The organism is Solibacillus sp. R5-41 (genome assembly GCF_002736105.1).
Classification (GTDB): domain Bacteria; phylum Bacillota; class Bacilli; order Bacillales_A; family Planococcaceae; genus Solibacillus.
The window spans coordinates 1751929-1773552 of record NZ_CP024123.1; the positions used below are offsets into that span (position 1 = coordinate 1751929).

At 32.8% G+C, this 21624-nt stretch carries 23 protein-coding genes; 21 read left to right on the forward strand and 2 right to left on the reverse strand.

What is annotated here, in order from left to right:
* Positions 1–107 precede the first annotated feature (107 nt).
* The 6 genes from CSE16_RS08270 to CSE16_RS08300 all read left to right on the forward strand — a co-directional run bounded on the left by CSE16_RS08270 (position 108) and on the right by CSE16_RS08300 (position 4410).
* Positions 108–608: a hypothetical protein gene (locus CSE16_RS08270; RefSeq protein ID WP_099423461.1), complete on the forward strand. Its 501-nt coding sequence runs from the start codon at positions 108–110 to the stop codon at positions 606–608.
* Between the two features lie 286 nt (positions 609–894).
* Entirely contained in the window at positions 895–1281 is a 387-nt protein-coding gene (locus CSE16_RS08275) for a UPF0715 family protein (RefSeq protein WP_099423462.1), read from the forward strand.
* Positions 1282–1536: 255 nt separating this feature from the next.
* Positions 1537–1914 carry an immunity 22 family protein gene (locus tag CSE16_RS08280; protein ID WP_099423463.1) on the forward strand — a complete coding sequence of 126 codons (378 nt, stop codon included), beginning with the start codon at positions 1537–1539 and terminating at the stop codon, positions 1912–1914.
* 829 nt (positions 1915–2743) lie between these two features.
* Complete coding sequence (locus tag CSE16_RS08290; protein WP_099423465.1) at positions 2744–3232, forward strand: hypothetical protein; 489 nt, start codon at positions 2744–2746, stop codon at positions 3230–3232.
* 221 nt (positions 3233–3453) lie between these two features.
* Positions 3454–3732: a hypothetical protein gene (locus CSE16_RS08295; protein ID WP_099423466.1), complete on the forward strand. Its 279-nt coding sequence runs from the start codon at positions 3454–3456 to the stop codon at positions 3730–3732.
* A 123-nt stretch (positions 3733–3855) separates the two neighbouring features.
* Positions 3856–4410, forward strand: a complete 555-nt coding sequence (locus CSE16_RS08300) for a hypothetical protein (protein ID WP_099423467.1) — start codon at positions 3856–3858, stop codon at positions 4408–4410.
* A gap of 309 nt (positions 4411–4719) precedes the next feature.
* On the opposite strand, the gene CSE16_RS08310 is transcribed toward CSE16_RS08300, so the two are convergent.
* Complete coding sequence (locus CSE16_RS08310) at positions 4720–5058, reverse strand: hypothetical protein (RefSeq protein WP_099423469.1); 339 nt, start codon at positions 5056–5058, stop codon at positions 4720–4722.
* 1157 nt (positions 5059–6215) lie between these two features.
* Here CSE16_RS08310 and CSE16_RS08320 point away from each other — a divergent pair.
* From CSE16_RS08320 to CSE16_RS08390, 15 genes are all read left to right on the forward strand, one after another.
* The gene (locus CSE16_RS08320; RefSeq protein ID WP_099423471.1) at positions 6216–7883 is read left to right on the forward strand and encodes an S-layer homology domain-containing protein; all 1668 of its coding nucleotides are present in this window, start codon (positions 6216–6218) and stop codon (positions 7881–7883) included.
* Between the two features lie 440 nt (positions 7884–8323).
* Entirely contained in the window at positions 8324–8608 is a 285-nt protein-coding gene (locus tag CSE16_RS08325; protein ID WP_099423472.1) for a hypothetical protein, read from the forward strand.
* 202 nt (positions 8609–8810) lie between these two features.
* On the forward strand, positions 8811–9077 hold the full coding sequence (locus tag CSE16_RS08330; RefSeq protein WP_099423473.1) for a CPCC family cysteine-rich protein: 267 nt from the start codon (positions 8811–8813) through the stop codon (positions 9075–9077).
* Positions 9078–9551: 474 nt separating this feature from the next.
* Complete coding sequence (locus tag CSE16_RS08335; protein WP_099423474.1) at positions 9552–9734, forward strand: hypothetical protein; 183 nt, start codon at positions 9552–9554, stop codon at positions 9732–9734.
* Positions 9735–9943: 209 nt separating this feature from the next.
* The gene (locus tag CSE16_RS08340; protein WP_099423475.1) at positions 9944–10375 is read left to right on the forward strand and encodes a DUF4279 domain-containing protein; all 432 of its coding nucleotides are present in this window, start codon (positions 9944–9946) and stop codon (positions 10373–10375) included.
* 202 nt (positions 10376–10577) lie between these two features.
* The gene (locus CSE16_RS08345) at positions 10578–11198 is read left to right on the forward strand and encodes a zinc dependent phospholipase C family protein (RefSeq protein WP_099423476.1); all 621 of its coding nucleotides are present in this window, start codon (positions 10578–10580) and stop codon (positions 11196–11198) included.
* Between the two features lie 244 nt (positions 11199–11442).
* Positions 11443–11883, forward strand: a complete 441-nt coding sequence (locus tag CSE16_RS08350) for a hypothetical protein (protein ID WP_099423477.1) — start codon at positions 11443–11445, stop codon at positions 11881–11883.
* 394 nt (positions 11884–12277) lie between these two features.
* A complete protein-coding gene (locus tag CSE16_RS08355) occupies positions 12278–13555 on the forward strand; it encodes an IS110 family RNA-guided transposase (RefSeq protein WP_099423478.1) in 1278 nt (425 codons plus the stop codon).
* A gap of 583 nt (positions 13556–14138) precedes the next feature.
* On the forward strand, positions 14139–14423 hold the full coding sequence (locus CSE16_RS08360; protein WP_099423479.1) for a DUF2651 family protein: 285 nt from the start codon (positions 14139–14141) through the stop codon (positions 14421–14423).
* A 182-nt stretch (positions 14424–14605) separates the two neighbouring features.
* The gene (locus CSE16_RS08365; protein ID WP_253896205.1) at positions 14606–15037 is read left to right on the forward strand and encodes a DUF3139 domain-containing protein; all 432 of its coding nucleotides are present in this window, start codon (positions 14606–14608) and stop codon (positions 15035–15037) included.
* Positions 15038–15123: 86 nt separating this feature from the next.
* Positions 15124–15606 carry a hypothetical protein gene (locus tag CSE16_RS08370; RefSeq protein WP_099423480.1) on the forward strand — a complete coding sequence of 161 codons (483 nt, stop codon included), beginning with the start codon at positions 15124–15126 and terminating at the stop codon, positions 15604–15606.
* Between the two features lie 282 nt (positions 15607–15888).
* Positions 15889–16251: a YrdB family protein gene (locus tag CSE16_RS08375; RefSeq protein WP_099423481.1), complete on the forward strand. Its 363-nt coding sequence runs from the start codon at positions 15889–15891 to the stop codon at positions 16249–16251.
* A 442-nt stretch (positions 16252–16693) separates the two neighbouring features.
* Positions 16694–17125: a hypothetical protein gene (locus tag CSE16_RS08380; protein WP_099423482.1), complete on the forward strand. Its 432-nt coding sequence runs from the start codon at positions 16694–16696 to the stop codon at positions 17123–17125.
* Between the two features lie 480 nt (positions 17126–17605).
* On the forward strand, positions 17606–18190 hold the full coding sequence (locus CSE16_RS08385) for a TetR/AcrR family transcriptional regulator (protein WP_099423483.1): 585 nt from the start codon (positions 17606–17608) through the stop codon (positions 18188–18190).
* Between the two features lie 57 nt (positions 18191–18247).
* Positions 18248–20104: an alpha/beta fold hydrolase gene (locus CSE16_RS08390; RefSeq protein ID WP_099423484.1), complete on the forward strand. Its 1857-nt coding sequence runs from the start codon at positions 18248–18250 to the stop codon at positions 20102–20104.
* Positions 20105–20538: 434 nt separating this feature from the next.
* On the opposite strand, the gene CSE16_RS08400 is transcribed toward CSE16_RS08390, so the two are convergent.
* The gene (locus CSE16_RS08400) at positions 20539–21375 is read right to left on the reverse strand and encodes a sugar nucleotide-binding protein (protein ID WP_099423486.1); all 837 of its coding nucleotides are present in this window, start codon (positions 21373–21375) and stop codon (positions 20539–20541) included.
* Between the last annotated feature and the right edge of the window lie 249 nt (positions 21376–21624).

Here is a 21624-nt window from a genome sequence, read left to right on the forward strand (position 1 = left end):
TGATATTAATGGAATTATTACCAATTTAATAGAATAATAGACATATGGAATGTTTTTACTAACGGGCAATTTAACAGAATTAATATTTTTTTTGAGGAGATAATTTTTTGAGAAAAATACTTACATTATTGGTTTTTGTTTCTTTTTTGACAGGATGTAATCCAGATGCTACTGGTTGGTATGATACAAAGGAAGACGCAATCAAATACGGTTTGGAACAGGAAAGTTCGAATGGTTTAGAAAAAGCAACTTTATTATCTGTTGAGGAATACATGGATGAAACCATTGTATTTTTTGAATTTGCTAATGCATTAGGTGTGGCGAGTATAACAGAAAGCAAGAAAGGATTTAGTTGGTATAGGGATAGTCCTTATAGTGATTTTGAAGGAGACATTCCTTATTCGACGATGGGCTTTGACATCGAAACGAAGCAAGGGACAGAGATTTCCATTTTAGCTGGAAAGGTATTTGATACAAAAATACAGAAAGTAAAATTACGTGGTGAAGGAAATGACAGAGAACTGATAATAACTGAAAACTCCCGCTTATTTTATACCATCCATAATGCACCTTACCGTTCCCTTGAAATTATTCCAATAGTGGATTAAGTAAAAAAGCAGTAATGGATTGAGTAGCAGCACAAACATAATTGATGAGATTGTGAAGTGGCATTCTTAATCTAACGGGGGTATTAGCAGAACAAGGCTGCCTTTAGGGTAGCTTTTTCTTCTTGAACTAACGCAGCAGTTTAGTTGAAGAAGTAACCTGAGTTATAATTGGAGTGAATACATAAATCAGGAGAAATAAAACGAGTTAGGGTTGCTTTAGCATTTCACTTGAAGGCTAATTTTCTTCTTCAACTTAATAATTAACGAAAAAGAGGGAGGTATTTGGATGCATGGAAAAATAAATATTTTTGTGTTTTATTTCAAAGTATTACTTTGTTCAATTTTATCTGGATTTTCTCTCAGCTTATTAGTATGTTTCTTAACAGTTCCAAGAAACTTTAATCCAATAGATATATTTTTTATTGGTCTAATATATAGTATTGTTTATCTAATTCCAGGAGCACTGATACAATCTTATTTGGATGAAAAAAAAATCAATATTCGCGCCAGCAAATTATTCTTAATATATCTAATTACCGGAACAATCGTTACTACTATTTTCTATGCACTTGACCATGTAGATTTTTATAAGACTTCTAATTACTATTTCACAGTACTTTCTAGTAGTGTAGTGTTTTGGTTGTACGATTTAATTTTATTTCGAAGGAAGTAATCGAACTCAATCAAATATTTACTTCAATCTGTTTACAGAGTAATGAGCTAGGAAGTAGTTTTAATTGACGTGATTGTTAACTTAAACTAATAGTTTGTGAAAAAATGTACTTAAACTAACGGGGGCTTTACTTGAAGATCATTGAGTTGCATAGGCAGCTCTTTTTTTTCTTATTGAACTAACGGGGCAGGTTAGTTGAATTAGGAATCGAATATTAAAAAAATATATAATAGTTTTAATAGGGGGCATTATTTAATGGAGCAAGAAGGTTATCTATCATTGTGGGTGGGGACATTTGAATCAAATGAAGACTTTCGAAATTATCTTTTAATTCCCTACAATGAAGATGGTGATGCTATACCATCGAATTTTGAAAAGGACTTTCATATTGAGCATTACGATGAGGATTTTATTGAAGTTGAGTTTTTTGATGAAAACGTAAAGAATCTTTCAAGATTATTAGATGGCTGCTCATACGATGATGTTGTTATTCCGAATTTCATTAATATAAACGGAGAAAGTTTAACTTATAGCGTTAATTGTATGATTTTACTTTACAATTTTCAATACAGCACAAAGGGACAAAGTGACTTAAAATACGTTAAATACTTAGGGAATGTTAGGTATAAATAGCCTTTTTAGAAACTGCCTTGTTCAACTAACGGAGCAGATTAGTTGAAGAGCGTTGTTTAACTTTTGTACAACAATCGGGCCAGATTGTTGTATAAGTTATGGTAAAGTTGAAAATATGGGAGGTGGCAACATTGCAAAGTAAACAGAGTATGGGGATGCTATCTTTTATTAGTCTAATTGTTGGACTTATTTCCCTTTGTGTCTATATTTTCACGGGAGATTCGTTTATTGATGACAACATAACAATGTTACTCGGGTTTACCTTTTTAGTACTCTCTTTTGTTTTATCCTTGTTCAGCAAAAAGGACAAATTAGGAAGGATATCGCTATACGTTTTCCTAATACTTGCGGTTATTTATTTATTGTTTTTCGGAGTTATGTCTTTATTTTGGAATACACCATAATAGTGCAACTAAAGGGCGAGATTGTTGAATAAGCTTCTTTGTTCTTAATTAACTAACGGGGGCTTTAGTTTAATATTCCATTTCCGAAATGATCAATCTTTATTACAAAAAGCCCTATAGAAAATGAAAAATAGCCCCTATTTTGATCAATATTTGTTCAAAATAGGGGCTATGATTTTTTATAAGAATCATTATTTATAGCTGCGTTTTAATCAATTTTTATTCCAAGTCAACAAGTCAACAATTCTGCACGTCGGAATAAGTGAGGTACGATTTTAACCTGTTTTTCGACAATTGGTGAATCTAGCTCTATTTTTCAGAAGATTATGAAATATACTAATGAGGTTTTCTTTTGCCAATCATTGGTATAAGATGAAATCGTTGGTAGTAATTAATTCCATTTCATTCAAATTAGAGGTGTAAAAATGAAGCGTAAAAATTGGATATTTTTAATAGGTGTTATTGCAGTCCTCGGGATATCTATTTTAGTATTTCTTTTTAATAAAACTGATAAACAAGATCAAGTATATCAAGAAGAAGATATTTCTATGTTTAGACATAAAGACTCTTTCATAACAAAAGAAGCAAAAAATAAATACTCTTTTAAAGAGCTTACTATTCCAAATGGAGAAGCGTTTTTAATGAAATACAATAAAAATCCCCTAACCTTAAAAAAAGGTGATGTTGTTTCTTTAAAGTTAGATTTTGATGTAATCGAAGACGAAGACAGTAATGTTCATTTTGTTTTTGGATACTATTTAAATGATAAATTTTATGAAGTTTTCGTTGACCGAATTTCAAATAAAGTAGATGCTTCATTCGAAATTCCGAAAGATGGGGAATTCACCATATGTTTAGTTGGCGCCAGCGCAGGCGATTTAACTATTACAGACGGTTTTATTTCAATAAATTAGCTTAGGTGCTTAGCTCTAAACGCGACTTCTATTTTTGCACCAAATGCAAGTGCTATCGAGAATACAGAAACCAAAGTATAAAGGTTGTGAACTGTGCTACTTCAACTAACGGGGGTATTACTAGAAGAATTATTAAACTAACGGGGCAGGTTTGTTTAACAAGCAGCAGGAACGAATTTTTTATCGGGCAAGATAGTTGCAAAGATATGGGGGGAAATTTAATGTTTAAATTTGCGGTGATTTTGGTACACGGATTGATATTCATATTAGCAACTCTTATTGGTTTAGGTGGAGTATTCAACCCTTCTTCACCAGACCCAAGTAGAACATACGAAGTTTGGTTTACAGCTATTTCCATTTTCAATTTTCTTGTAGTAGTATCTGTTTTTGTACAATTAAAGATTAAAAAAGTATGGGTGTTTTTAATTACAGTTTTAGGCTTACTTGTTTTATTTTATTTCTTACCACATATAGTGCTTTACATTGAGGGTATTTCATAAAAGATTAATTTTTATTTTGAACTAACGGGGGCTTTACTTGAATATCATTGAGCTGTTCACCAGCTCTTTTTCTTATTGAACTAACGGGGCAGTATAGTTGAATAATGGAAGGAGGAAGGTAAGTTGGCGAATAATATTATTGAACAAGCAAAACGGGGTTTGGAAGGTTTTACTAGAGGCGGTTATCATACTAGCTGTCATTATGGTAAGTATCAAGAAGAATATTTTAAATATTTTGGAGACCCAGATTATGAAACTAGAAAATACGCGATTGCTGCATTTACTTGTATGTTGGGGGCTTGGGAAACAGGCGCTCTCTTTATATTTCAGCCCGTAAAAGAATGGGAAGAAAATAAAAAATGGAGTTCGAATCCTTTAAATCAAAAGCGTTTTTACCGCTTTAAAGATTATCTTCATGCTTTGTTAGACCATCACGAACAGATAGAAAAAGAATTTCCTTATATGTTTGAAGAGATTATCCTTTTTTTAATTGAAATTGAGCAAAATAAGGGGATAAGTTATGAAGAATGGTTTCCTGAACATAACCCTAATGTGTTTAAACGTTTAAGAGAAGAAGTTTTGATTCCAAAAAAACAATTAGCAGAAAAGCGTAGCCCTCACAAATACTTATTAAAAGAAATAGGTATTAAACCTTTTTTTGAATCAGATAAATATTAAACAAGTTTAAGCAATAGTAGATTCGTCATAATTTATATAATTGAACTAACGAGGGCTTTAGTACAACAAGCATTTTGAAAATTTTCCCAAACGACGCTTTGGGAAGGTTATACTTCAACTAAGAGAGCAGGTTAGTTCAGTTAGAGAAGGGAATTTTTTATGTCTCATTTGAAAGATATTGTGTAGTAAAGGAGGGGCATTTTGAAAATGTTGTTTAATAAAAGGCTCTGTTAAATTTAAATGTTGATTTTTAAATTTAATTAGGGGAACCTTCATTTGTTGAGGTTCCCCGTCTTCTTGCATAAATGCTCAATCATTTCCATCTTCGTACACAATTCTATCTCTTTTCTTTAAAACGAAATAATAGAAAACACTCAAAAGAAATAGAACTAACGGAATTCCCGTAACAAAGAAGAAACCGTATATTAATCCCATCGCATTCCCATCATCTGTCGCCATAACGCCTATAAATAAACCTAAAGGTATTGTTAATACGAAAATCAGGGAATTCACTACCATTACTACAACGTGGTACTTCTTGGTTGTTTTCATTTTATCCGAAATCAACGCTCCTAAAAAAAGAAATAATTGATACGCATAAAACGTTATGGCCCCATATTTAACAAAATAAAATAATTCTTGACTCATTTCCTCACCCAATTTAATTTTCTATCTTGCATTCAATCAACCTCAAATAATACAAGAAAAAAAGACTGAAAACAAAATGTTTTAGTCTTTTTAATTCTTATAAACCTACGTTCACAACAATTACAAACGCTTTGCCAAATCTATTAATGTGTTCAGAAGTACAAAGAGGGCATTTAAACTACCAACACGAATAATCGTTCTTAGTATAACCACTTTTTTAAAGTTACCAATTTTCAACATTATTCTATAACAGAGCCTAATAAAAAAGCCAACAATTTGCTGGTTTATCTTGTTAAGTCATCCTTTATGTTGTTTCGCTATTCACTTTCTTTCGTATCACCAATATCGTAAGTATTAAGTTAAATACTATAAAATATAAGAATGCTACAACATTTATTATTTTACTTTTAAAATTTGATTCCTCAAAACCCATAATATATCCAAAGTCACTAAAGGAAAATATTATCAGCGTTACAACTATCCCACAACATAGCGATAACATATTTAAACAAACAAATACAATTTTCCCTTTAACTATGCTATGGGAATCTAATTTTTTTTGGGAAATGAACATGAGATTGGCTATATACAAAAATAAATTTATTACCTCTGGTATATACATTAGATTTACCCCTTTACATCAATTTTTGTACGTGGGTAAATAACGAAATTCTTTTTCGTTTTTATTTAACACCCTTTAAGAGAAATTATAACTCAACGTTTCACAAAAACGTTTTGTAACTTAAGGTGTAAAATCCAGTCCCAGGAATATTTAGAGGCAGATTTTGTTGAGATAAATTCCTAAGCATTTTGTGAATAATGTGTAATAAAAGAGATGGTGCTTATTGAACTAACGGGGGCTTTAGTGTACAACAAGCATTTTGAAAATTTTCCCAAACGACGCTTTGGGTGCATTTTCGTTATTCCACAATCAGTCCATTTTCTTGAATAAGGAGAGGCTCTTTTTTACGTTTATGGGTCATATCGTGGAGGATTGTACTTAAACTATGGGAGGCGTTTATCCAACAGGGATTTACACTTATTTTATCGGACATATTTTACTCAGATCAATTCCTTGAAAATACCCAATATATACCGCTATTTATCAATCTCCATTACTATTAAAATAGTGATAATTGAAATTAAGAGGTGTTATTATGAAAAAAACTACCTTTTTGGTTTTTATATTGCTTTCTTTTTCAATACCAATGATTAATGGGAAAGCTGATGACTCCAATTGGCTAGAAGGTGAAATCATCAAGGGTAATTATTCTAATATTGTCGAAGATGATGAATACACTTTAGACCTAAAAGAAGATGCAAAAGTGACGTTTACATTAAAGGATGGTGTTGACCTTAATCTTGAAGACGCGTATCCCAATACTTATCATATCCTTTTGAAGGATAGTAATGGGAATCGTATCGCAAGTGCAACAACAAGTTTAGAAGATGGAGATACGGAAAAGACGGTTAAGTCCATTAATTTAAAGAAGGGTACTTATCAGATTAGTGTTTCAGCTGGTTTCATATCTAAGGGAGAATATCAAGTGAGTTATGAAACGAGTCATATTGAAGGGCAAGATGTAGAACCTAACAATGAATATGCAAATGCGAATTCATATAAGATAGGTACAACATTAGAGGGGACACTTTATGGTACAACGAGTTCTAATGATATTGATATATATAAAGTAGAGGTTCCATCCTTTGGAAAGGTAAAATTAATAATTCAAGATACAGGCATTCGTAAAAGTGACCTTAAGCTAGTAGTGACGAATGAAAATAGTGGAAAAGTGATTACCGTTAAAAATTCTAATGAGACGAGTGAAGTTGACGTATTACTACAAGCAGGAACTTACTATTTTAATATAGGTCTTCATGCCGAAAATACACCTGATGTTAATTACTTAGTATCAACGCAATTTGTTCCATTAGACGAAAATGAGTGGGAAAGCGGTTGGAATTCAAATAAAATAACTGCCGATGTTATCCAAAATAATAAAACTGTAAGGGGCTTTTTATATGATGCAGGATATAGCTACAACCAAATTACAGATTATTATAAGTTTACTTTAGAAAAGGTTGAAAAAGTGACGTTTATTGCCAATGACCGTGAAGGTTTTGGTGCACTTTTATTTGAAGATGAAGAAGGTCAACTCTACTCTGGTGGCTATGTAACAAGCAATACAAGTCAAATCGTAGAAACAAAAGAGTTAAAAGCAGGTACATATTATGTATCTTTTCGACCAAGGTATGGAATTAATGGCTATGAAGAATACGATTTAACTCTCCGTATTCAAAGGTTTACAGACGTACCTGCAATGCATCCGTATTATGAAGCAATAGAATCTCTTGCACAAGTAGGTATCAATAAAGGGTATTCTGATGGAAGTTTCCATCCTAAAGAGCCCATTCAGAGGCAACACGTTTTTGCCTTCATCAGTCGTATTGAAGGACTGAATTTTCCTAAAATCCGTAACATGAAATCTTTTACAGACGTAAGTACTAGTCAGCCTTTTTATCCAGAAATTAAGAAGTTTTACGAAGCAGGTATTATTAGTGGATATGGTAATTATATGAGTCCTAAATCTAATGTCACACGTGGAGAACTTGCAAAAATTTTAGTGAATACGTTTAATTTGAAAATGAATGGAAATGGAATCCCTTTTAAAGACGTGAAGTCATCGAATATTTTTTATAAAGAAATTCAAATCCTAGCAAGTAACGGCATTACTGTTGGAGCAAATGGAAATTTTATGCCTAATGAACCAGTCACAAGAGAACAATTCTCTGCCTTTTTACAGCGAATATTGAAAAAAAATTAATAAATCAAAAACGGTCATGTATAACATGGTCGTTGTATTTTTATTGAGATTTTGAAAGATTTTTTTAAACTAACGGGGGCTTTAGTTAAACAAGACCATCATTTCGATGGTCTATTTTTATGTCTAAAACATCAACTAGGCTTCGGTGATCCATTGTGAAATGTTACACTTAAACTAACGAAGCAGTTTAGTACAACTAGCATTTCAAAAATTTTCCCAAACGACGCTTTGGGAAGGTTATACTTCAACTAACGATGCAGTTTAGTTAAATAAGCGTAGATGGATTTTTGTTAATTTTAAATGGTAAATTTATTTATATATGGAACTTAAAATCATTTCGGGCGTATTAAAAGTAATAGGTTCATTGAAGTTTATTTTAAAAGAGATGATTTGTTTGATAATCTTCAACAATAGGGCCATATTGTTGAGGAGGTATATAATTGAGTAAAAAAGCTTTTCATATTTATAATATTATTCTTTTGTTTTTATTGTTGTCATTTAACCTTATAGCCTTATTTGGGGCCGGAATGAGTGAGGGTGGAGTACCTTCCTCTATGTGGTTTGGAACTGGGCTTTCGTATGTCATCTGGGGTATCTTTTATTTCCTTCAATTTGTACGCCCCAACAAGGCTTGGCGAATTTCTTGGTTCCTCGTTATGGTTGTTTTCCTATTTCTCTGGGAAACAGGTCTTGGCTCGCAAGTTGGTGTAATGATTTTTGATTAAATAGAACCTGCACTATTAAGTAGCGTCTCTATTTTTATTAAATTCAAGATTACTTTAGTTCATTAAAGATTTATAAAGTATGCAAAATAAACCTAATAAACGTTCCCAACTAAAAGCTTGGGGTGCATTTTTTCTTCAACTAACGCCGCAGTTGAAGAAGTAGTATGATAAGATTTAGTTAGAAAAGGGGCGGAGAGATTATATGAAATATACTTGTCCTTGTTGTGGATATAAAACATTACCTGAAGAGCCATCAGATACTTTTTATATATGTAAGATGTGTGGTTGGGAGGATGATGGAGTTCAATTTCATAATCCAGATTTTGAAGGTGGAGCAAATAAGGTTTCGTTAAAGCAAGCACAAAAGAATTTTATTAAATTTGGAGCATCAGAAGAACGCTTTGTTAAAAATGGAAGAAAATTAAATGAAGAATATATAAAAGATCCTAATTGGAAGCAGTTATTATAGAGGAGAGTTATTCAGCTAATAGGGGCTTTAATGAAACAAGGATTTATAACGTATACATAACTAAACCTAATAACGTTCCCAAACGCACGTTTTGGGACGAATTAAAACGCTTAAAACGTTGTCATACCAATGTATTAAGTGTTTTTCTGTATTTCATTCATATACACCTTTTTATGCATTATCGTTTAAACTTAGATACAACAAAGCTTTCAATGCTGTTCAAAAGAAAATGCACTGGATCATATTTTGAATAAAATCTTGCATATACAGAAGATTCCTTAACGTTATAAATCAACTTGCCCCTATAACATAGCCTTTTTCTTTATTGAACTAACGGGGCAGGTTAGTCGAATAAGCGTAGTGTCGAACTGTGGATCAACGATTGTGCTAAATCAATCCATATTCCTTTTGAATGCAGAACGGGGTAAACTTACATAAGTACGGAATTATTTGATTGAATGGAGTTACTACCGAATGAAAAAAATATTACTTCGATGGTTTATTGTTCTGTCAGCATTGTATACTTTAGGACATTTGCTATTTGGTTTTGATGAAACACGGTTGTTGAGAGTTATTACGAGTACAATTGGTGCGGCTTTCTGTGGCAGTGTTCTTCTCTATATGAATATAAAAGAACGAGAAGAAGAGATTTCTTAATTAACAGTTTGGTTCAACTGTTGCTTATGCAGCTCTTTTTTCTTATTGAACTAACGCAGCAGTTTAGTGCAACAAGGAGTACCTTCAAAATTATGGGGATTTCCAACGCTAAGTTAAGAAATATGACCAAACGATGCTTTGGAACTTTTATCCAGTAAAATTTAACGTTATAATCACTTGTATAAAATATAAAACAATTGGAGGGCTGTATGGAGAAAACAAGTTTATATGCATACATTAGTTTTACTGGTAAGGATGATGTTGACGATTTTCCTGTAGAAGTAGTAACAGAGATGTTAGGTGTACAGCCAACAACAATTTTGCGAATGGGTGAAAGAATAAATGATGTGCATACGCGTTCATTTACATCGTGGAAATACGAATCTGAAACAGTAGAAACACTTGATGTAGATGATGTTTTACTTCCCATTTTAAATGCTTTCCAGTACAAAACAGATACAATTAACCGAATAAAGGAAGAATTGAATTTGAATGTACGAATTGAATTAGTGATAACAATGATAAATGGCTATACGCCTGGTTTGACAATCTCCCCTGAATTTAGTAGATTTGCATCTGCCATCAATGCATCCATTGGTATTGATATGTATGTATATCCTTTTAGTGAACCTGAAGAATAACAACTCATACTTTATGAATACGATATAAATTTCAAATCTCAATAACGTTCCCAAATGCAAATTAGGTAACAAAATCTCGTTTTGGTAGCTTTTTTCTTCAACTAACGAAGCAGGTTAGTTGAAGAAGAATTTGGAAACAAAAGGGTTTTTAATGTCTTTATTGAACTAATATAGATGATTTATAAAAAAGGGGGAGAGTATTTTGGGTTCAAGAATAATGCACTCGATTATTGGGGAAAAAATTGCGGAGGGTTTATCAATGGAAGACAAAACATCATTTTTGCTTGGAAGCATTGCTCCAGATGCTGTTTTTTCACACGAAGAAAAAAACTTTTCACATTTCATTATAGGTGAAGTGCAAGATTATTCAAGAAGCGTTGATTATAAAGGGTTTTTACATAAATACAATTCGCAAGTAGAAAATCCTTATATATTGGGGTACTTTGCACATTTAATTGCTGATGATATTTGGTTAAGAGGTTTTAATCTTTCTTGGTTAAGAAACAGAATGGATGCTGATGAAGGATTATATAAGTTATACCATAATGATTTCCGATTGCTAAATGGAAAGTTACTAGAACACTATGGTTTTACAGATAAATTGAGAAAAACATTTAGTCATTATCCTGCAATTTTAGATTTGGATGAGGTTTCTTCCAAAGATGTTGAGAAATTTGCTTCTTATGTGTTAGAGGATATAGATTACGACAAGGAAGTTCTAAATGAAAAACTTAATGTTTTTACTTTTAATCAAATAATTGGCTATATAGAGACATCAGTTGAACTTGGGATAAAGAATATCAAACCAATTATTACAAAATAAATCTTCAACTAAAGGGTGCTATACGTCAAGAAGGAGTAAAGCATTTTTTCTTATTGAACTAACGCAGCAGGATAGTTTAATAACTTTATTTGGCTATTATGTTAAAATTATGGTTATTAGAAAGTTGAAGACTGTAAATGAGCAGGATAATTTAGAAAGATTTAAAAAGTGTATTAATAAATAAGGTTTAGTCAGATTTATATATTAGCTATCAAATCAAAAAATATAAGGAAGGTAAATCAAAATGAGAGTATGTTGTTTTAAAATAAATTTATCATTAGAAGAAGCTAAAAACCGTTATTGTGATTGGATGAATGAAGGTATTGAATTTGAATTAGGCGAATATGAGAAATATATAGATAAATCAATACAAATTGCTGAAATGGAAGATGGATGGACATATTTTGTGGACGTTAAAGGAGAAGCATTCTTTGGTTTATCAAATGAATCTTGGATGAAATTTGTAAGGGATAGTTCTGTAATCTATGCTTACTACGATGATGACTTCAATGCAGAGCTTATTGTAATAAAAAATGGTACGCTAATACGAGAATTTTCACTTTATGAAGATGAACCAGTTGCTAATGTGGATTTTGGAGCATTTGAATATGAAGTAAGTTCACCAATAGAAGATTGGAATGATGTAGCAAATTTTCTTGAAAAGGAGCTATTATTTAATATTTAATCAATAATTTGATTCATTATATTGGAAGAAGATGGGGTCGAGTGAGGCTTAATGAGCTAACGGAGGGCGTTAATTAAAGATCATTGAGTTACTTAGGCAGCTCTTTCTTATTGAACTAACGGAGCAGCATTCTTGTAATGAATGAAAAAAGATTTAGAAATAGCTTTTAAAGAATGAAAAAGCAAGTAAGTTTGTGAAATGTTACACTTAAACTAACGGAGGCTTTACTTGAAGATCATTGAGTTGCATATGCAGCTCTTTTTTTATTATTGAACTAACGGGGCAGCATTCCTGTTTGAAGGATGTTCGAGGTCTTGAAAGAAAAGGAGCCCTCTAGTATGATGCATGAGTGTCAACGACCATTGACCCATCATCAAACAAGGAGGACTCCTTTATGCATTCTAAATGGAATAACAAAATTAATCAAGTTACTGAAAATACACTGGTTGTCGGCATGGATATTGCTAAGCGTATTCATTACGCATGTTTTGTCGATGAACGCGGGCGAGTAATAGAAAAAGCTTTTGCGGTACATCAATCGAAAGAAGGCTTCGAAAATTTGTATGAAAAGATCCGTCAAATGATGAAGGAAGCTAAGAAAACTGAAGTAATAATAGGGATTGAGCCTACAGGCCACTACTGGATGAACTTAGCCTATTTCTTAGATCAATACGGAATCCCACTTGTCATGGTGAATCCAATGCACGTCAAACGTTCGAAAGAACTTGATGATAATTTGCCGACTAAGAATGATAAAAAAGATGCATTAGTCATCGCACGGTTATTGAAAGATGGACGCTTTAGCTATCCACGAATATTAAAAGAAGTAGAAGCTGAACTACGGATTGGTTCTACTCTTAGATTAAAGTTAACGGAAGATCTAGCAAGTATTAAAAATCGAATCATTCGTTGGCTCGATCGATATTTTCCTGAATTCAATCAAGTCTTTCCTACTTTCGGAAAAATGGCACTTACTGCATTAGAAAGAACACCAATGCCACAGGACATTCAAGGGAAAACCGCGGAAGAACTTGTATTTTTCTACCGTCAGGTAGGGGGTATGAGAGCTCCACAACTACCAAAAGCTAAGCTACTCATTGAAAAGGCTTCAAACTCTATAGGACTGACAGAAGGACAAAAGATGGCCAAACATGAAATCGCCACACTCCTACGTCAGTTTCGCTTATTAGAAACTGAAATCGAAGCAGTGAATGACCAATTAACTGAATTGGCAAAGACAACGATGGAATATGACCTACTCGCGTCAGTACCAGGTTTAGGAGATGCGACAATTGTTGATCTACTTTCCGAAGTAGGGAGTTTTTCACTTTACGAAAATCCACGCCAACTCATTAAACTAGCGGGACTAACATTACGTGAAAACTCTTCTGGTCAACATAAGGGTCAAAAACATATATCAAAACGTGGACGTAAGAGACTTAGACATATCCTTTTCAAAGTGATTGTTCCTTTGATTCGGCATAACCTAGCATTCAAACAACTTCACGAATACTACACAACAAGGAATCAGAATCCCTTACGGGGTAAGCAATCGATGGTAGTTCTCTGTGGTAAATTTCTGAAAATATTACATGGTATTTGTAAAAAGAAAGTGTATTTTAACGAGCAACTTATGATGAAAGATCTCTACTCTCTCGGAGAGGCAGCGTAAGCATTTCGATCAAAGAGCTATAGCAAAAAGGATGATACGGAGAAGCCGGCAATATCACTAAACTTAGACTATGAGTCCCCGGGGCAGCTTAGCAGGCCTCTGCCTTATGAATAGACCGAACGAAGGAATGTAAGCGCGTTGACGCTAAGAGACATGGGAGGGTACGTCGTCATAAGCATCGCAGAGATCCATTGTGCATCAAAATAATGGATAAAAAAGCTAATGATTTCCATTAGTTTTAGCGAAGCGTACGCTTTACTGGGTAATATAATCTATAAATTCAAGACTCTGTTTATCAGAGGGGAGAAAAATATTTTTCTTAAATCACGAAGTGATGGAAACCGTTGATATCTCAATGTTTATAGAGGGAGGTTAGTTCAATAAGCATTATAGAAATAATAATCGGCACCTATTTGTTCGAATCCTCTTTAGTAAGTGAATATTAATCAAATAATAATACAATAGAACATTGAAATAAATCCCGAATAGTGTAATATTACACTATAAAGGTAATATGTCGGTCGTTATTCCTTAGTCTGATTCAGAAACATTATCGCAATATATAATTAAACGGAGGGATATTATGAGATATATTGAATCAATAGACCCTTTTCTGATGCAGTTGTTCATTGTTCCCTTAATAGTTATTGGATTAGGTGTTATAGCATCGGCTCTTGTTAAAAAGGTATTTATTGCACCTTTAATAACATTGTTTCTGAATGGACTATATGAAATTTGGTATATGAAATACTATTATCCTGAATTAGAAATTAACTTCACGTCTTGGAATATTATTTCCCCTCTAATTTCATTAGTAGTTGCTTTAATGGTAGTACCGTTTCTAAAACAAAAATACAAACAAAATTAGACTACATAATTAAAGGAGTCTCTTTTTATGAGGCGTTTCCTCAAAATGATGTTATTCAACAAACGAGGGCTTTAGCAAAACAAGGCTGCCTTTGGGTAGCTTTTTCTTCTTGAACTAAAGGAGCAGGATACTTCAATAGTTTTGTTATGGTGCAGTGATAAAAAAGAAGGAGTGTTATAGGTTTGTTAACCAAAAAAAATGTTTTAATCATAATTATAGGTAGTATTATTATAGGGATCTTCTCATTTCCCTTTATTACTATATATCTTCTTAATAATGGAAATCCTTATCATAATTATCTAGTTAATAAGCATATTCCAGCTCATTTGGAGCATTTGGGGTACACGAATGAAGTTATAATAGAGCAACATATAATAGCGCCAAAGTCCAGTGCCAATCACAGTGTCTATCATCAACGCTATATGGTGATTTTTAAGGATGAACCACAATTGAAATATTTATATGGTTTAACAAAAAAGGAGAAAAACGTTGTGCAATTCTGTGAGAAAATTAACGTGATGGATAGAAATGGCACTCGTTCTGAAGAAATGACAATCGAGAAAACCAATCATAGTGAAAGTGAATGTCTGGGATATTACGACAATAGAAATTAAATTTTCATTCAACTAACGGGGCAGTTTAGTTGAAGATGATATTTTAAGTTTAGTGGGAATAAACATAAAAAGACGGGGGTGCGTTGATGTTCAAAAGAAGATTAATTTTAATCTTCGCAGTAATTTTATCGTTAGTAATTGCGGGCTGTAATGACGAAGAGTCAATTGAGAAAAAAGAAGAAGTTATTCAACACAATTGGAATGAAAGTCCACTTTTTGAATCGGACGGTTACACAATGATTGGTGAAGAAGGACGCTTAGGTTTTATCTACGATGATGCCGAAGTTGTTAGATTTTACCCTGATAAAGTCCAAAAGTACATGTGGCATTTTTGGGGAAATGAAGATGAGTTGATTGGTGACTTTGAAGTTTTAGGAACTCATGAAAATAGTAATGAGAAAATAATAATTGTACCAAAAGGGGGAAATTCTTTTCTTAGCCCTAATAATGGTGCAGATACTCACTATCCAACAAATATGATGCTCCCTAAAAGTGGAATGTGGAAGTTAGATGCTTATATTGGAGATAGACTATTTGGAAGTGTTTATGTAAAAGTTCATGAGAAATAATGGATTGTTGAACTAACGGGGGCTTTACTTGAAGTTCATTGAGTTGCATATGCAGTTCTTTTTTTATTATTGAACTAAAGGGGCAGATTAGTTGAAGAGCGTTGTTTAACTTTTGTACAACAATCGGGCCATTTTCTGGAATAAAGCGATTGCTCAAATCCAGAATTTTGAAATAATTATTAGTAAGTTAAATGGCAGGATTTTAGAATATGACCGAAACATATTGTATATAAAAAAATTAACATTAGTTTCTTAATTCTTTTTATTGGGAGGAAGAGTAGGATGGAAATAAAATGGATAGGTGTTAGTGTCCTCACCGGATTCTTTCTACTGGAGCTTGGTGCAATGGTTGCGTTCAGTTACTGGGGTTATCATATCAAGACAGGGGCAGCGGTCAAAATTATACTTGCGGTTGCCACGCCACTAGTCATAGCCACTCTATGGGGTATGTTTCTCTCCCCGAAGGCGTCGCTTCCCATCTTCTCCTTCCCCATACGAACTACGCTTAAGCTGGTTGTGTTCATTGTTGCTTCCGCAGCTTTGTACGCAAGTGGGCAAAGCGCGTTCGCAGTTACTTTTCTGACGGTGTCCCTTCTTATCGTGGCAGCAGTCTTCATCTTGAAGCTTCATAAAGTAAATATGTGAAGTGGATTAGCCTAAAACCGAACTTCAATAATCGGGCGCGATTGTTGAATAAGCGTCTCTGTTCTTACTCAACTAACGGGGGCTCCAGTAGTTTGACCTAATGCACGTAAGTATCGTGCTTAAAAGGTCACTTGCAATTAGGCATAGTTAGAAGTAGGGAATATAAAATGTAGCTTTGTAATAAAGATTGATTATTTATAATAAAGAACGATTATTTATAATAAAGTAAATCATCTTTTCTCTGTAGATTTCTTAGAGGTTAGATGATTTTTTATTGGATATTTATGTTAATGTAATTGTAAATATTGTGAAGAAATGTACTTAAACTAACGGGTCAGGTTAGTTTAAGTAGAGGGATTTTAAGATGGATAACGAATTAGTTAAAATAAAGGTGTTCAACTAAAAGGCAGTATAGAGATTTTTCAGGAAAAGAGGAATTAATATGAAGGATGAACAGCAAAACAAAATAGAAGAATTAGAGGGGAAAATTTATTCTTTAGAACGAAGTTTAAAACGCCTTTCTATATTGGTAGAACCTAATTTAAAATACCCATACTGGCATAAACTTCTTTGTCTAGGTATTTTTGAAGAAGATAAAAAGAAACTTGAATATATTATGTTCCATCTAACAGCCCGTTTACACCAAGAACCAAATTCTTTTAGGATAGATACAGAATACCCATCTGAGTTGTTTGAAAATGGTTTACCGACTTTAAATCAAACAATGACTATAATTTCATCTACTATAAATATAGAGTATGAAGAAATTATTCAAGAAATCCTCTTATGTATGTATCGACAAGGTATGTTCAAAAATCTAATTAGTTTTCTATTTCCAGAAGAAGTAAAGAAAATAGATGAAGGTGAATTGTGATACTTTTCACTTAAACTAACGGGGGCTTTAGTTAAACAAGACCATCATTTCGATGGTCTATTTTTATGTCTAAAACATCAAGTAGGCTTCGGTGATCCATTGTGAAATGTACTTTAACTAACGGAGCAGTTTAGTTGAACAAGGGTATTGGTTTTTATGTTGTAATATAGAGGGCGTGAGCTGTTGCTACTAAAGGCTTTAGTTGAAAAAGATAGTCAAACCAGTAGCAACAATCTTTGAGACAACTGCCTAAAGAAAAGACAACTTACATAACTGTTTATCAATGGAATAAAAATGAAGAAGGTAAAGAAGTCCTATTTGACGGAATGTATTAATAGTTTCAGGGTTCGGATCATCTTCGTTCAATATGAGATCATTTTTGGTAGTAAAATCAATGTTAGAGGAACTTTTTTAATTAAACTGTTTCTAAACCAATATAAATACTTGCAACATCCACTTTAGTACTATATAGTACTACTCATGACAAAGGTAAAATTATTGAATCAAAAACGTGTGATTGAAGTAGCTGCAACATTATTTTTAGAAAAAGGGTTTGCTTATACAAGTATGGATGAATTAGTGCGTGTAAGCAAAGTTTCAAAGTCTAATGTGTATTATCACTTTTCTAATAAGGAAGAATTATTAGAAGGGGTCGTTGATTATTGGATTGAAATGTATCAATCTGCAATTGATGACGTACTTTCTCAGAACCAATTTTTAGTTGAAGATCGTATTCAACTGTTTTTAAAGCAATTATCGCAAGGAGTTCAGTCGAGAGAATATAAGGGGAGCTGTCCATTTATTACGCTTTATATTCAAAGCCCTGCAAATGCCACAATAGTAAAAGAAAAGATAGGTCTTTTTTTTACAGGATTACAAACGAAAGTTTCTCTATTACTTAAACAAGGGGTAGAGAATGGGGAATTCAGAAATGCGATTAATATTGATGAGGTTGCATCACTTTTTATTACAAATCTTGAAGGAGCGCTATTTATTTCAGAAACAATGAAGGATGCAACTGTAATCACGAAAACTGCAGATCATTTTTTTAACTTGCTTCGATAAAAGAAGCATTTTTTTCACATCAAATTAGTACTGAATAGTACTAAAAGGGGATTTTATATGAGAACAGTATTTTTAACTGGTGGAACAGGCTTTATTGGAAAGCAATTAGTGAAAGAATTAGCCAAAGAGGATGTTAAAATACTCCTTTTAGTGAGGTCGAAAAGTAAAGCAACACGCATTTATCAAGAAAGAGGTATCTTAAAAGAGGCAGTTATGCACTTTATTGAAGGTGATTTGACGAAAATAGACTTAGGTCTAAGTGCTGAAGATAAGGAGAGGGTATTGAAAACGGATGTGATTATTCACGCAGGAGGCCCCATGGATATTCAAGCGACAAGCAAAGAGGCAGCTTCCGTATTTTTGAATGGTGCCCAACATATTAGTGAATTCGCTAAAAATATTCATCAATTGAAGGGATTGCAACAATTTATTCATGTTGTAGGTTATATGAGTCCCTTTGATGATAAAAATAGCAAGATTGCGATTGATGTGTATAAAGAAGGAAACCATTATTTGAAAATAAAAAATCCATATGAGAGAACAAAATTTTTAGCAGATCTTTATATCCGTCAGCAGGCATCTGCTGTAGGTTATCCACTTTCTGTAATTAATCCACCAACAGTAGTTGGTAGTAGTCAAACAGGGAGTACAGAGCAGATAGCAGGCTTAGGCTTGCTTGTGATGAGTATGCGCAGAGGGCTCATGCGAGTGATTCCTGGAGGTAAGGGATATAGTTTACCACTTATTTCAAATGATGAGCTTGCGAAGTTTATTGTCCAGGTTTTCAGATTGGGGCAACCGACTATTCAAACATATACACTTGTTGAAGACAAACAGCATGATCAGAACATTTCTGAATTATTAAGTGTTATGTCGGAAAGTATGAATATAAAGGCACCTAAAATCTCTGTCCCAATGCCACTTATGAAAACAATTATGAATAGTGGAGTAAGTAAAATAACACAAATTCCTTCTGATGGACTGAATTTTATTACAAACCGAACATTTTCAAATGGTTCAGCGAAAAAAATTATGGGAGAAGATTGGTTTAAGAAGACGAGTGTAATGAAATTTTTCCCTGCCGTAGTAGCTGATCTGGATTATCGAATGATGTATCCAAATGGCCAGCATAATCATTTATTTAAACGAACATTATGCGATAACACTACCATTTACCAATTACAAGGAGAGGGTAAACCGTTTATTTTATTACATGGTTTATTGAGTGATGGAGAGGATTTATTTCCTTTAGGACAAGAGCTTCATGAAAAAACGGGTCAACCTGTATGGATCTTGGATCTTCCAGGTTTGGGACGTTCTCCTTTTAAACGAGAGAAAAATCTTCTAGATATCTATTTGAATGTAGTGAAAAAGTTGTTGGAGAAAGCTACTAATGGTGCACATCTAATTGGCCATTCATTTGGTGCGTTTATTCTTTTGGAAGCATTAGTACAAAAGTACATAGATAAGAAGTATACAATTACTTTACTTCAGCCACCTGTTGCTAAAAGAAATGCTAAAGTACTTAATGTTCCTCAATTTATGAACAAATGGACATTGAAATTGGCAACTATTAATTTGATAGAGCGTTATGTATTAAGTAATGGTTTGTTTGAAAGTACGGAGAGCATCCCTGAACATTATATTAAAAAAATAAGTAACAGTTTTACTTCTCCTAGAATTTTAAATACTACGGTTCAGCTTAACAGTTTACTATTGAAAAACTATCAAAGTGATTTCAATGAAGTAACAAAGTATAATCTTCACATTATTTGGGGGGATTATGACAGAGGCTATTCTGCTCCTTCGAATCTTGGTATGGTTGATTTTGTTCCATATGGTCATCATTTTCCTCTTAGCCATCCGAGTGAAACGGCTAATTTCATAATAAAAAATAGTAGTACTAGCAGATGAGTGTGTGGGATAAATAAAAATTGCGTAGTAAAATCGTTGTGTCTTTGAAATATACTGTAGACAAATTCAAATAGTATCGAGCTTGTCTAAAATCTAAGTTGTTCGATTTTAAACGAACAACTTAGATTTTTTAATTCTACCAAATTAATGATCTCATAATATCATCTGATGCAACTAATAGAAACACCAATACACTAGTAATTATTGCATATTTTTTAGCTTTTGGAGCTGTATTGTTGAATGTAACAATAATTGTCTGTAAGCCAAAAAATACAACTAGTGACCATAAAAGCGGTTCAAAGACTCCAATAAAAAAACCTTCTTTCATAAGTATCTTGTTTATTAAACATTACAACATTCTAATGAATGGGCTGCTTATGATTAAAATGTCCTTTAAATTACGCTTTGGAAACTTTACTATCTAACGTTATAAATTAAATTTGATCTACGGTCTTTCTTGCTAAGTAATCTATGATTTCATTGTTTTTTATATTTAAAGTTTTCGGAAATTCATTTCGTATTGAATCTAAACCAAATAAATAAAGCTTTTCTTTATCTTGATAATGATTATATTGAACCTTTATTTCGTTAGGTGTTAGCTTTTTTATTATTTCCTCATAGAATTGAGATTCTATTATTTTGTCTTCGGAACTCAAATGAATAGTTCCACGTACTTCATTTTTTAAGACGAAGTGCAATTGCTGGGCTAAATGGACATCTGTTAAGAATGAGCATTCTAAATTACAATAAGCTTGTATAGGTTCATTTGTTTCTAAGTTTTTTAGAAGTGTATTAAATCTTGGAGAATTCTTTCCCCAAATACCTGGGATTCTAATGATTATTGCACGTTCCTTTAACAAATCTTGAAGCATTATTTCACAATTAATCTTATATTGTCCGTATTCAGATTTTGAATTAGGTTCATCTGTTTCACTATGATGTCTTGATAAGTCCCCATCGAATACATTTGTCGTAGACAAAAAGTAAAGTAAACTACTTTTGTTTTTTAATTCGACAGCTAAAAGTCTATGAAACTCCAATAATTGTTCAAAATCACCGTGTAGGCACGAAATGATAATATCAGGTTCAACAGTATTTAGTATTGTTTTCAGTACTTCACCATCTTGAATATTCATTTGAAACTGTTTGTTATCAGGAAGGTTTGTAGCAGATGTAAAATATGTTCCATAAACATCAAAATCATTTTCACACTTTTTTGCTAAAGCTTTTCCAACTAAACCACTCGCACCAACAATCAATAATTTCTTCAATCCTTTATCAACACTCCTTCTAAATTATGTAATATATCTATTATAGCTACATTAGTCGTAATATTGAAAATATTATATATCGTGTTATATAATATTATGTATTGTTATTCATATGGATGCTGAAATAACGTTCCCAAATCAAAGTTAGGGAACCAACACCCCCATTCAATTGAATAGGGGGTGTTTTGGGAATAATTTTAACAGCTAATACAGCAATTTGATTTTTCATGGAATTTTTCAGGTATACAA